The organism is Flavobacterium sp. AK-345 (assembly GCF_058310175.1).
In genome coordinates this window covers 259,949-273,744 of the sequence record NZ_JBZEER010000003.1, presented here as the reverse complement: position 1 = coordinate 273,744, position 13,796 = coordinate 259,949, and the positions used below count along the sequence as shown (strand labels likewise).

The 13,796-nt window shown below is 31.7% G+C and carries 11 protein-coding genes; 1 reads left to right on the top strand and 10 read right to left on the bottom strand.

Annotation, left to right across the window (positions count from 1 at the left end; translation table 11 throughout):
* Positions 1-126: 126 nt before the first annotated feature.
* From AC4FQ3_RS08050 to AC4FQ3_RS08025, 6 genes are all read right to left on the bottom strand, one after another.
* Positions 127-1,842, bottom strand: coding sequence for a hypothetical protein (locus tag AC4FQ3_RS08050; protein ID WP_491181520.1), 1,716 nt, complete (start codon positions 1,840-1,842; stop codon positions 127-129).
* 26 nt (positions 1,843-1,868) lie between these two features.
* Positions 1,869-3,044, bottom strand: coding sequence for a DUF4249 domain-containing protein (locus tag AC4FQ3_RS08045; protein ID WP_491181519.1), 1,176 nt, complete (start codon positions 3,042-3,044; stop codon positions 1,869-1,871).
* A 61-nt stretch (positions 3,045-3,105) separates the two neighbouring features.
* Positions 3,106-4,302 carry a DUF4249 domain-containing protein gene (locus AC4FQ3_RS08040; RefSeq protein ID WP_491181518.1) on the bottom strand — a complete coding sequence of 399 codons (1,197 nt, stop codon included), beginning with the start codon at positions 4,300-4,302 and terminating at the stop codon, positions 3,106-3,108.
* 5 nt (positions 4,303-4,307) lie between these two features.
* Complete coding sequence (locus AC4FQ3_RS08035) at positions 4,308-7,088, bottom strand: TonB-dependent receptor (protein ID WP_491181517.1); 2,781 nt, start codon at positions 7,086-7,088, stop codon at positions 4,308-4,310.
* Positions 7,089-7,093: 5 nt separating this feature from the next.
* Positions 7,094-7,837, bottom strand: coding sequence for a hypothetical protein (locus AC4FQ3_RS08030; RefSeq protein WP_042566095.1), 744 nt, complete (start codon positions 7,835-7,837; stop codon positions 7,094-7,096).
* Between the two features lie 179 nt (positions 7,838-8,016).
* Positions 8,017-8,979 carry a helix-turn-helix domain-containing protein gene (locus tag AC4FQ3_RS08025; RefSeq protein ID WP_491181516.1) on the bottom strand — a complete coding sequence of 321 codons (963 nt, stop codon included), beginning with the start codon at positions 8,977-8,979 and terminating at the stop codon, positions 8,017-8,019.
* A 102-nt stretch (positions 8,980-9,081) separates the two neighbouring features.
* Here AC4FQ3_RS08025 and AC4FQ3_RS08020 point away from each other — a divergent pair, with 102 nt between their 5' ends.
* Positions 9,082-9,684: a CDP-alcohol phosphatidyltransferase family protein gene (locus AC4FQ3_RS08020; protein ID WP_471732976.1), complete on the top strand. Its 603-nt coding sequence runs from the start codon at positions 9,082-9,084 to the stop codon at positions 9,682-9,684.
* Positions 9,685-9,797: 113 nt separating this feature from the next.
* Here the strand turns inward: AC4FQ3_RS08020 and AC4FQ3_RS08015 are convergent, their stop codons facing one another.
* The 4 genes from AC4FQ3_RS08015 to AC4FQ3_RS08000 form a co-directional block, all read right to left on the bottom strand.
* Entirely contained in the window at positions 9,798-11,933 is a 2,136-nt protein-coding gene (locus AC4FQ3_RS08015; protein ID WP_491181515.1) for a polyribonucleotide nucleotidyltransferase, read from the bottom strand.
* Between the two features lie 161 nt (positions 11,934-12,094).
* The gene (gene rpsO, locus AC4FQ3_RS08010) at positions 12,095-12,361 is read right to left on the bottom strand and encodes a 30S ribosomal protein S15 (RefSeq protein WP_042566099.1); all 267 of its coding nucleotides are present in this window, start codon (positions 12,359-12,361) and stop codon (positions 12,095-12,097) included.
* Between the two features lie 215 nt (positions 12,362-12,576).
* Positions 12,577-13,188, bottom strand: coding sequence for a hypothetical protein (locus tag AC4FQ3_RS08005; protein ID WP_491181514.1), 612 nt, complete (start codon positions 13,186-13,188; stop codon positions 12,577-12,579).
* A 100-nt stretch (positions 13,189-13,288) separates the two neighbouring features.
* Positions 13,289-13,744 carry a GAF domain-containing protein gene (locus AC4FQ3_RS08000; protein ID WP_491181513.1) on the bottom strand — a complete coding sequence of 152 codons (456 nt, stop codon included), beginning with the start codon at positions 13,742-13,744 and terminating at the stop codon, positions 13,289-13,291.
* Between the last annotated feature and the right edge of the window lie 52 nt (positions 13,745-13,796).

Below are 13,796 nucleotides of genomic sequence, written 5' to 3'. Positions count from 1 at the left end.
TTTTAAAGTGTACAATTAGTTATACGTAATAAGTTATGAAAAAGTTACAAATATTTTTGAAAAAAAAATAAAAATTCCCGTTTCTAAACTTTAGAAACGGGAATTTTTATTTAATAATTTGATCTTTTAGTTTGATGTTGAGTCTTTTATCTCGATAATTTCTTTTAAAGAAACCGGTGATCCATTTTTTGCAAAACCTTCAAGTCTTACCTCAAAAGTTCCTGAAATATCTGATGTGTAAAAAGAATTATTATTCTTACTGTTTAAAGCTACTTCAGGATTCCAGAACAATTGATTTCTGAAATCTGGAATTCTTGCGTTATCACTAGAATTAGTATACTCTATTTTGTTGTATAATTTCTTCGGTTGTGGTCTTAGTATAGTAGGTTTTGCGATAAAGTTTCCTTTTTGTGTGCTTTTAAAATCTTTATCAAAAGTGGTGAAACTAACCAAACCGTTAAAAGATTTTGAACCCACATAGTATCTTCCAATAATTACATCAATTTTATAAACGTTTTTCATGTTGTAAATCATCAAATCATTTTGATTTTCTAAATATAATCCATCAACCAAAACTAATGCAGCATCAGGTAATTGAGGAAAAACACTTGGATCGTTTACGTGTAAATAAGTTTTATCGCCAACCTGTTTATGGTAAACTTCTGTAGCAACCTCGGTCATCGTTTCTTTTAATGTTTTAAATCGGGTAAAATCATCCAGAACATATTCTTTTCCAAGAGGATAATAAAACGTTTCCAAAGTTGGTGTTTTTTCAATGTTATCAACTTTTTTATGATAATAAGCATTTTCAACCTGGCTTGAAACAGATCTGTCTAAAAGGCTTTCTTTGATCACATAAGATAAATTAGCATTTTGCTCATAAGATAATTTCGAGTAATCTATTTCCGGAGCGTTATTTATAGTCAGATTATAATTAATTGCTTTTTCATCAATTATCTGAACAATAATATCCGGAGTGTAATACGTTTTATTTATGTTGAAAATAAAATTTCCTTCAGCATCAGTTTTTACTACTTTAAATGCAAAAGATTTCCCCGGAAGTGATAAACCAATGCTTATGTCTGCGATTTTAGCACTGCCATTTTGTGCTGTGATTTTTCCGGAAATAGTTTCTCCTCTTAATTCAGGCAGAATTATTTTCTGATCTTTATTTTGTAAATCAAGCAATGCAGGATAGGATGATTTTGTTGCAAAGTCTGTAGCAGAGATTTGACTTTTGGTTGGTATGTTGTCTAGCTTTCTAACAGATAAAGAATAATTTCCATCTGCAAAAACTGCATTTGAAGATTCAATTTTCAGATCAACTAATTCACGATTTGAAAATGTTTTTTTATTCAAATTAAGTTTGACATTTTCGTTTGTGATACTGCTTTGATTTGATGCTGTTTCTGAACTATTGGAAGAACTAACGGCACTTGAAGTTAAAGCATTTTCAGAAGTGCCTTTTTCAGTTGTTTTATAAGGATTAACGATATTGATATCTAATTGAAATAACTCAGAAACAGGTTTGTTTAACATCCAGTTTGTATAACCAATCAGTTTGTAATTTCCGGTTTTTAAAGTTGTAGCAATAAAATAATCGCCCTGTCCAACTGAGTTTTCCAGCGAAATTTTGGTTTTAAATACCGATTTTTTATTATTGTCTACAAGTTCAACATAGGCTACTTTGCTAATATTGCTGGGTGTTTTATCTGTAGATTTTAAACAATAAATTTTATACAATAAGGTTTCACCCGAAACAAATGTGGTGGCATTTGAATGAATGAAAACAGTCTCATCCAAAGAGATAGTTTGCTGTGCGCCGACGAATTGTGTACTCATGAGTACAAACAATGCAATAAGGTGTTTTATTCTGTCCAAAATGAAGGTATTATGTTAGATGAAAATGATGTGCAATCTCCGCATTCTACGTCTACTAGTCTATAGTTTAGTGCGCTGTTACCAATATATGTCATGAGGTCTCTATTGATGTTGTAAATCATAGTTTCTCCATCGCAGTCTTCTCCTCCAAAACAAAAACGAAAAGGAATATCTTCACATGTATTAAAGTAGGGTGCTGGCTTAGCAGGAAAAAAATCATTGTAATTAAAAAATATCCTTACTTCAGAGTAAGAAGCGACATCAAAAAAGCCAATGACTTTGGTGTTAGAATCACTAATACATTTTATATTTCCTGAGAGTAAACCAGGCTGTTTTGGAGATAAAATACTTGATGATCCTGCTATATCTTTTAATATTCTATGGAAAGTATAAGCTTCTAAGTTTTCTATATATTGTTTAACCAGTATGCTGTATCGATGGCCAATGATATAATTGTCTTCTTGTATAAAACGAATTGGTAAGTTTACCCTGTCTTCTGTCTGAGTGTTAGTATTCGCTAAAATAATATCGCTCGATTTTTGAGTTGAATAACAGATTCTCGTACTTGGATCATTGTTAATAAGCGCAACTGTTTGTGGTCCAGTTGTTATGATTTTTAAAGAGTTCCATCTTGGTGCAACAATTTTGTAGGTTTCTTCATATTCATAACGATAGTATTTTGAACTGTTGTTTTCGTCATAACTGTTTACATTAATCTGAATTCCGGTTTCGTTATCTTTATTTGTTGCAAGTGAAGGCACAACGCTTTCAATTGGATTTACAGCTGTTAAGGTTTGTGGTGTTGATTGGTAAATTTTCCTGTCTTTTGTGGTAATTTCCAATGTGTATTTTCTATCCGGAGCTGCGGCAAAAGCAGTTTGAGATTTGTAAGTTCCTGCACTTTCTTCAAACAAATATTCATTGTTCTGATCATCTTTAACGACAACTTTTGCACCAGTTTCGGGTTCAATACCATCATCTTCAAATCTTGAAGTTTTGGTAATTTTTATTTCCTGGTTTTTAAGTTCGTTAGTTAAAGTGGCTTCAACAACAATTATTTCTTCATATGTGTTAGTCAAAAGCGGATACGTTTCTGTACATCCATTTAAAAGGATAGCAAGAAAAGCAAAAAGGATTATATTTTTTATTTTATGGATTTTCATTACTTAAATTTTGCACTTTTTGATTTAGAAACTTTTCATTTTTTTATTAGAATTGAAAATGTTAATCTGTCCAGAAAGTTGGTTTTATATTCGATGCAAAAGTGGTGCAATCTCCACAAGGAGCATTAACCCAATAACTAAATGAACCTCCGCCATCTATACCTGAAAAATAGCTTATAATATTACGTCCTAAATCTTCTGTAAAAGGTGCTACATGCGTGCATGGTTCAGGAACAGTTCCAGCTTCAGGATTGCCATAACAATATTCTTGACAATCAGCAACATATGGGGGTGCGGCTTTACCGGGGAATAAATCAGCATAATTAAAATATATTCTTTCTGTTGATACTGAAGCAACATCGAAATATCCCACTATTTTATTATTTAGATTGTTGACAGATTTTATGTTTCCCTGTAAAAGTCCAGGTTGAGTTGGAGATAAAATGCTTTCAGGACCTGATAATTTTTTCAAGGTTGTATAGTAATTAAAGGCAGCTAAACTTTCTATATATTGTTTTACCAGAATACTATATCTGTTTGTCATTATATAATCCTGATCACTAATGAATCGTGCGAGAAAATCAACACGATCTTCACTCAAATCATTTGTATTGGCTAAAAGAATCTCAGCACTTTTTTTGTTGCCATAGCAAACTTTTGTGTCAGGTGAATTTGTAAGGAAAATGAGAGAACCAGTATTGCTTAATGCTGCTTTTGTTGGTCTCCATTTTGGAGTGACAATCTTATAGGTTTCCTCATATTCATATCGATAATAGGTTGATGCGTGTGAAGCATCATAACTTTTTATCCTAATACTTACTCCATTCACATTATCTTTAGCTTCAACTGCTGCAGTTACCTCTTGCATCGGGTTTATAGTAGTTAAAGTTTCAGGAGACGATTCGAACGATCTTCCATCTTTGGTATTAATATGTAATTGATATTTTCTTTCTGGTACAGCTTGAAATTCTACTGTAGAAATATATTTTTCAGCGTCTTCTTTAAAGTTATACTGATTACCCGAATCATCTGTTATAAAAACCTCTGCGCCACTTTCAGGAAGATAACTTTCATCCTCAAACTTGCCTGTTTTAGTGAGTTTTATTTCCTGTATTTTCAATTCATTAGTTATTGTAGCTTCAACTACTAATGCCTCTTCATAACTATTAGTTAGCAACGGATATGCTTCTGTACAGCCATTACAGAGAATAACTAATAGAATGAAAACCAGAATATTATTTAGGTTATAATTTTTCATTTAAATTAAAATTTAAAATTATAAGTAATACTTGGTACAGGTATTGAGAAAATTGATGTTTTATAGCCTTTTACTTTTCCACTTTGGTCAGTGACAAAATAAATTGAGTACGGATTATTTCTTCCTAAAACATTATAAACGGATATGTTCCAGAAGCTATGAGCCAGTTTTTTTATTTTATGGTTTCCTTCAATGTTAATTCCGATATCCAGACGAATATAGTCAGGAATTCTATAAGCATTTCTGTCGCTATACAAGGTATATTGGGCATTCCCATATTGATAAGTTCCAATAGGATAAGTAATAGGTCTTCCGGTTTGATATAAGAAATTGGTTGATAAACTGTAACGTCTTGTAAATTTATAATTTAAAATCGCACTTAAATCATGAGGTTTATCAAAATTTGCAGGGAAATAATTTCCGTTATTTACTTTTTCTGAACTAAACTGACTGTCAAGTTTAATAAGTGTGCGCGAATACGTATAGCCAATCCATCCGTTTAATCTTCCGGTTGTTTTCTTCAATAAAAGTTCAACTCCATAGGCTTTTCCTTCACCTTGCAATAATTCTGTTTCTACATTTTCATTTAAAACAAGCTGCGCTCCAACTTTGTAATCAAGAATGTTTTTAGATCTTTTGTAATATCCTTCAAGACTAATTTCATATTCTTCATCTTTTAGATTTTTAAACAAACCTAAAGAAACTTGTTGTGCGGTTTGTGGCGCAACATTCGAATCTGATAATTTCCAGGTATCTGTAGGTGATTGTGTTACATTGCTTGATAAAAGATGAATGTACTGTCTGGTCATGTCATATCCGGCTTTTATCGAGAAATCTTCGGTAATAAAATAACGTGCCGCCAAACGAGGTTCGAGGCCGCCATATGTTTTTATAACTTCATTTTTTTTATAATGTGTAGTTCCGGTTACAGTTTCGTCACTTAAAGGCAAACCTTCCTGATAAGAATTTATATTGGCTTCTCCCAGAGCTGCATAATAAGAATATCGCAAACCTAAATCAAGCAATAATTTATCGCTTAATTTGTAGCTGTCGGCTAAATAAATGGCAGATTCTAGTGCCCTTTCTTTTTCAATGTCGGTAGAAATTAAAAGAGATTCAGGATTTTTAGGATGTTGGTATCCTGGAGCAATATTGTATAATTTACTTGCAATACCGTATGATAAATTATGTTTTGGAGTTAATTGATAATTAAATTTTAACTGTACTTGCGACTCGTTTACTTTATATCCAAAATCAAATGAATCAACATTATCTGAATCATAATCAATATTGAACTTGTATTCACTGTTTGTGAAAATCAAAGCCGCTTTGCTTTTTTTGTTAAAAGTATGATCCCATTTTAATGAAGCAAGTCTGTTGCTGTATTTATAAATAGAATCTGTATCCAAACTAAAACGGTCATGGCTATAATAAGCCGTAGCTTCAAGATTGTTATTGCTGTTAATTGCGTTATTGTATTTAAGGATTCCGTCATAAAAACCAGCCTGACTATTTTTAAGGTTTTCATCATCCAATGATTTTAAAATCCAATCTGAATAGGTTGCACGACCTCCAAAAATAATACTGGATTTGTTTTTTTCTATTGGCAGACTAAGTGTAAGGTTTGATGTAATTGGACCAATTGCACCTTCACCGGAAAATTTTTCAGGATTTCCGTTTTTTGTACTAATATCAAATACAGATGATAATCTTCCACCAAAATCAGCAGGAATACTTCCTTTATAGATGTCGGCTTTTTTAGCAGTATAAGGATTTATAGCAGAGAAAAAACCTAAAAAGTGTTGTGGATTATAAAGCACTGCATTATCTAAAAGAATTAAGTTTTGATCGTCTTTTCCTCCTCTAACATTGAATCCCGCCGATCCTTCTCCCGTAGTTTTAATACCTGGAAAAGTAGTTGCAACTTTTAAAATGTCTCTTTCACCAAGAATTAAAGGAACATTTTTTATTCCTTCAATATCAATAGAAACCAAGCCCGAAACAGCGGTTTCAGTTTGTTTTCTTCCTTTTTTATTAATTACAACCTCGTCTAATTGATTTGATTTGTCGTTAACATTAATGTCAAAAGTACCATCATCATAAACCATTAAAGTTTTGGATACATCCTTGTGGCTTAATGATTTTATTTCAATAACATTGATTCCTCTCGGAAGTTGCAGCGTATAATTTCCATCAGGATCACTTGAAGCACTGATGTTTTTATTTTTTACTTTAATATATATGTTAGCTTCAGGTTTACCGGTTTCGGCATTTTTTATAGAACCAGAAACAGTATAGTTTTTCTTGGTTATATCTTTATTTTCCTTTCCAATAAAAACAATAGATGCTTTTTTTGTAACGCTGTAACTGTTTAATGAGTCATATTGCTGATAAAAAACAGGATTGTCACTATTATTATCGTTGCTCGGAGTTTCAATCGGAGCGTCAGAAAAATAATTAGCAGGCAAATCATCGTGAATTGTGCTATTTAGTGTTAGAATGATTTTGTTTTTTAGAATGATAAAATTTAAATCGGTTTTATTTAAAATTTTATCCAGTATCTCATCAATTTTAACGTCGGTGTAAGTTCCGTTTATCAACTCTTTATTAGCGCCAACCCATGTAGGATCAAAATAAATCTTGTAAGATGTTTTTGTTTCAATTGCTTTTAATGCACTTTCCAGAGTTTCATCTTTAAAAGTAATAGATATTTTCTCATTCGTATTTTGAGCAACAGATAATTGAAATGAGAATAAAATAATTAAGGCGAGTAGAAATTTTTTCATTTGTCTTATTTGGTTTGAATGGAAAGAGAATTACTAATATATTTCATCAAATTTCTCATAAATTGATTTTCGTCAGATTTTCTAAGTTCTCTATTCATTAAATAAAACCCATTGATTTGTTTTTTTTGATCTGGAAACAGTTTGATGATATCGTTTTTGCTTTTTATAGAATAAATTTTACCTTTTAAATCAAGAAAGTATGAGGTATTTTCTTTAAAAGTATAAAGTAAGACACCTTCATTTATCGATTTTATTTGGTTTTTATGATGCTTAATGTAAAATACAAAATCAGGCGAAATCTTATTTTCTTCATAGTAACCTGCTGTAAATTCAGGAACCGCCGGATCTTTTTTATCGATATTCACAAAGTTTTTATCTTTAATAGAAAAAGATCCAACTTTGGTAGTGATAACATTTATACCAACACTTTCTGATTCTCCAAAAGGATTTAAAACCAAAATATCTCTATAAATATCATATTTTAGTTTTACGTTGTAATATAATTGTCCTTCATAATTAAGGGTTCCTAATTCGTATTGGTCAATATAATACAAATGACTATCTCCGGTTGTTCTGTAAGGATTGGTGTGCGGAATGCCGTTAATGATGTCCAGATTCTCTTTCCCTATTGTTTTGTCAAACCAATTGTAAATAGCAACATCATTGCTGGTTTGACTGTGAATAATGGAAATGTTTAAGAATAATCCAAATAAAATAAGGAATGCAGATTTTTTTTGATAATTTTTCAAAGGATTGTGTGGTTTTAATGTTTGGTTTTGGCGATTCCAAAAGTATCAAAAAAATGTTACAAATTTCACGGATAAGTGTTAAAATGTCATTTAATGTTTGTTTTTTTATAAGGAAAATCCCAATTCAAATAAATGAATTAGGATTTTATGTGAATAAATTACGTATTTAATATCTGCTTTTAAAATAATAGATCTACCTGCGAATTTATTTTCTCCAGATAATACTCTATCTTTCTAATGGCTCGATTAAAAAATAAATTTTGCTCTTTTATTCCAGATTGCCCTAAGGGTTTTGAATTTGTGATTTGTTGTTTGAAAAACTGATGTACATTTTTGCAGCCATCTTCATTATCAGTTATAAAATAACCTAGTAGCGTATAAGGTACAAACATCGTTAACTTTTGATCGGTTTCTATGAGCATGTTATTATTCAGTAAAATCAACTCATTATAATAAATTGCAAAATTGGTATTAGGTTCATTGCATTTTTCCTTTATTAAATTAATGATTCTCTTTAAATCTTTACACAGAGCATTTGCGTTTTTTAGAGTAAGTAATCCTGCTTCATAAAAATACAGAATTTGTTGTAGACTGCTGTTGATGGTAGTATCATTCCATATTTCATTTACACGGACATTTTCGTATACAGTTTTTAGTTTTTGCATGTATTCTGTAAAGGATTCTTCAATGACAAAATTTTCAAAGGAAACTTTTTTTGGATTTGTATTTAAAAGATTAAGCCAGACAAAAGCTTTAAATTTTGATAATATGGTTCCGTCCATGAAATAAAATAGGGGAATGTCTTTTGCAGAATAAAATAATACGGTATTAGAATCTTTCGTTAATATTTCAATTTGCTCTGCCGATCTTTTGAAATACTGAAGCATATCTTTTAATGTTTCTATTTCAATTGTTTTCTCAACAATAATATTTTCCTTTTTCGCATATAAATTATCCAGTGAAATATTAAAATGATTGGCTAGTTTAATAGTTTCATCCAATGAAAATTTACTTTTTCCGGATATTCTTCGGTGTGATGCATCGTAACTGATTTCTAAAACGGTAGCAATCTCATCTATTAGAGAAGTAGATTTTGAAATTTTGTTTCGAATTGATTTTAAAAAGGATTCCTGATGTCTCATAATTTGCGATAATCACAAATGTACAAATTGTTATTATTGTTTTGCACAAATCAAAATGCGATAATTGCAATAGGTTTGTTGGGAATTATTAAAATTATAGAAATGAAAAAAGTTCCTTTATTGCTTATTCTTATTAGATTATTGTTAGGTTTCATAATGATTCTAATTGCGAGCACTAATTTTGTGCATGTTAGAATGATTTTAGTGTCATTAATGATCTTCGGATTGTTAACGGATATTTTTGATGGTATTATTGCCAGAAGAGTAGGTGTGTCATCAGAAAAATTACGTCGAATGGATAGTCAGGTCGATTTAGTTTTTTGGATTTGTGTAGGTTGGTGCACGTGGTTATTAAATCCAGAAATTATTATTGAACATAAATATGCGATTATTTCAATTTTTGTAATGGAAGGTCTGACATATGTTTTTAGTATTCTGAAATTTGGAAAAGAAACATGTACACATGCTCTTTTATCTAAATTGTGGGGTATAACATTGTTGCTCGCATTTGTTTCTATGATTGGATTTGGTCACGCCGGAATTCCTTTTTTTCTTGCAGTATTTTTTGGAATAGTGGGGCATATTGATGTTTATCTGATAATTTATTTTTTACCTAAATGGACACATGATGTTCCAAGCTCTTATCATGCTTATTTAATTAGAGAAGGAAAATCAATAAAAAGACACAAATTGTTTAATGGATAGTTTTTGAAAAGTTGATTTGTTATGAATTGAAAAAAGATAAAAACGAAAAACCCCAAGTCAAATAAATGAATTGGGGTTTTCTATGAATAAACCTTTAGTAAACTAAGATCTGATTACTCTTTTTTCTCCTCACGTGGAGGTCTTTGTAAAAGTGCTTTTCTTGACACTTTTTCTTTTTTAGTTTTAGGATCAACACCTAGGTATTTTACTTCAAATACATCACCCATGTTTACAACATCAGTTACATTTTCAGTACGTTCCCAAGCTAATTCAGAAACGTGTAATAAAACTTCATTTCCTGGTGCAGAAGTATATTCTACTACAGCTCCAAAATCTAACATTTTAATTACTTTTACTTCGTAAGCTTCTCCCATTTGTGGTTTAAAAGTGATTGACTTAATTTTAGCCAATACTGCTTCGATTCCGGCAGGATCTGTACCTAAGATTTCAATAACACCTTGCTCATCAACTTCGTTGATCACAATAGTTGTTCCTGTAGCTTTTTGTAATTCCTGAATTACTTTTCCACCAGGTCCAATTAAGGCTCCAATAAAGTTTCCAGGGATAGTTCTGGTAATGATTTTTGGTGCATGAGCTTTTACATCAGCTCTTGGTGCAGCGATAGTTTCAGTAAGTTTACCTAAAATGTGTAAACGACCTTCACGTGCCTGACCTAAAGCCTGCTCCATAATATCATAACGTAATCCATCAATTTTGATATCCATTTGACAAGCTGTAATACCGTCAGCAGTTCCGGTTACTTTAAAGTCCATATCTCCTAAGTGATCTTCATCACCTAAAATGTCTGACAATACAGCAAATTTCTCACCGTCGGTAATTAATCCCATAGCAATTCCAGAAACTGGTTTTACCATTTGAACTCCGGCATCCATCAAAGCCATTGTTCCGGCACAAACTGTCGCCATAGAAGAAGAACCATTAGATTCTAAAACTTCAGAAACAATACGAATTGTGTAAGGACAATCAACAGGAATCATATTTTTTAAAGCTCTTTGAGCTAAGTTACCATGACCAACTTCTCTTCTTGAAGTTCCTCTTAATGGTTTTGCTTCACCAGTTGAGAAAGGAGGGAAGTTATAGTGTAAGTAGAATTTTTCTTCTCCTTGTTCAGATGGAGAGTCAATTTGGTTAGCTTCTCTGGAAGTTCCTAAAGTTACAGTAGCCAAAGCCTGAGTTTCTCCACGTGTAAATAAAGAAGAACCGTGAACTCTTGGTAAATAATCAATTTCACACCAGATTGGTCTGATATCAGTAGTTTTTCTACCATCTAAACGAACACCTAATTCTAATACTACATTACGAACAGCTTCTTTGTTTGTTTTGTAGAAATATTTAGAAACTAAATCTCCATCAGCAGCTAATTCTTCTTCAGTAAATAAAGCTTTTACTTCTTCTTTTACTTCAGCAAATGCAGCGCTTCTTTCATGTTTAGCTGAACCAACTTTTGCAATAGCGTATATTTTATCGTATGCAGCAGCTTTTACTTTTTTGTAAATTTCTTCGTTTTCTTTCTCACCTTCGTAAGTACGAATTTCTTTTTTACCAAAAGCAGCCTGCAAACGCAATTGTGCCTGAATTTGAACTTTAATAGCTTCGTGAGCAAATTTAATTGCTTCAACCATTTCAGCTTCTGAAATTTCTTTCATCTCTCCTTCAACCATTGCTACAGAATCCAAAGAAGCTCCAATCATCATGTCGATGTCTGATTTTTCTAATTCTGTTCTGCTTGGGTTGATTACAAATTTCCCGTCGATACGTGCAACACGAACTTCAGAAATTAAGTTATAAAATGGAATATCTGAAACTGCTAATGCTGCAGATGCAGCTAAACCAGCTAAAGCGTCTGGCATAACTTCTTCGTCATGAGACATTAACTGAATCATAACTTGTGTTTCAGCATGGTAATCATCTGGAAAAAGCGGACGTAAAACACGGTCAACTAATCTCATTGTTAATACTTCGCTATCGCTAGGGCGAGCTTCTCTTTTAAAGAAACCTCCTGGAAAACGACCTGCTGCTGCAAATTTTTCGCGGTAATCTACCGTTAATGGTAAAAAATCAACCGCTGGGTTAGCGCTACGTGCAGATACTGCTGTTGCAAGTATCATCGTGTCGCCCATTCTTACTACTACCGAACCATCAGCTTGTTTTGCTAAACGACCCGTCTCGATTGTGATGCTTCTGCCATCACCTAAATCGATCTTTTCTACAAATAATTGTGGAATCATAATTTTTCCTTATTGGTTATACAATGGGTTTTAGTTGTGTTGTAGTTGTTGTGTGTAGTTGTTGTTTCTAAAACCCAATGAAAAACCAAACTTTTTTTCTTATAAAATGCTTGTAATCTAAAAACAAAAAGAGGCACTTTCGCACCTCTTTTCTATATTGATTATTTTCTGATATTCAATACTTTGATAATCTCACGATATCTGTTGATCTCTTTCTTTTTCAAGTAATCCAACAAAGATCTTCTTTTACCTACTAATAGTACAAGAGAACGCTCTGTGTTGTAATCGTGACGATTTTTTTTCAAGTGCTCAGTTAAGTGTGAAATTCTGTAAGTGAACAATGCAATCTGACCTTCTGCGCTTCCAGTGTTTGTTGCACCACCGTGTTGTGCGAAAATCTCTTCTTTCTTTTCTTTAGTTAAATACATTCCAATATTATTTAATGATTTTTATGTATGTCATACATCTTTTGTAAGACGGGTGCAAAAATAAGGTAAAAAAACAAAAGAATCAAACAAAAATAAGAGAATCTTAAAATAGAATACCAAATTTTGTTTTTTGAGCAATATTCGATCTTTTTTTAGATTGTTAATTGGTACTGTAATAGGTATTACATATAATGATCTAACTATTACGATTATAATTATTTTCTGCCTGCTTGTTTCTTATCTAAAGAAGAATACAAAGATTTCACATTGTTTTCATCGATACTAACGCCCGAAATTAAAACGCCCCGATCATAATTATCAATAAAGGTAATCTTGCGCAAAATGTCACTCCCTTGCCACGTACCTTGTTTTAGTCCGTTTTTAATAGTTCCTTTTTGTGTTGTATATTTATCTGTTTCTTCATATTCTCCGTTTCCATCAATTACGGTTTGATTCTTGTTTTCATCCCAGTAATTAAGAATTAAAGTTTGGGATTTTTTTGTTTTTGAATCCCAGAGATTCTGTTTTTCAGATTTCTTACTTTGGTTTTCGTACCAATTAATTTCTTTGCCTAATTTATGATCTTCTAAATAATTTACGACAGATTCTTTTGCCCCATTTTTATAATAACAAATAAATTCTCCATCTTTTTTTAAAATATCCTTGTCTAAAGTAGTACCTGTCATTTTCTTTCTTCCGTTTTTGTAGAAGTCGGTAACAACGTATCTTACACTTTTTTGAGAATAATTCGTAATTATTCGTGTGTAACTGTAGTTTTCGGGCGTTGTTTCACGATTTAATGAGTCAAGAAAAATTTTCTTAGACATTACATTAATTTGTGAAAACAGATTAGCTGAAATTATCAGAAGCAAAAGGAGTAATATGTTTCTCTTCATTCAGTTCTATTTTTTATTAAAAATAGCCCTTTTAGAATAGTTTAGCAACTTCTTGATTTACAAATTCTAAAAATCGTTCATCAGCCTCTGTAAAAGGATCTATAACATGGCTGTCAATATCAATCTGACCAATATTTACACCATTTACAAATAAAGGAACAACGATTTCAGACTTTACTGTAAAGCTGCATGCAATATAATTGTCCTGAGCAGCAACATCAGGTACTACAAAATTGGCATTACTTTCTGCAACCTGGCCGCAAATTCCTTTTCCAAACGGAATCACAGTATGATCTGTTTCTGCGCCAACATAGGGACCCAAATGCAAGGTTTTGTTTTCATGATTGGCAAAATAAAAACCAACCCAGTTATAATATTCTACATTTGCATTTAATAATTGACAAATTGCCAAAAGTTTTTCGTCTCTAACAATTTTGTTTTCAGCTACTATAGCGCTTATTTTCGGTTGTAATTCCTGAAATGTCATGGTATAAAAATTTTATACAAAAGTATTTAAAGCGGAAGTTAAAAAATATATA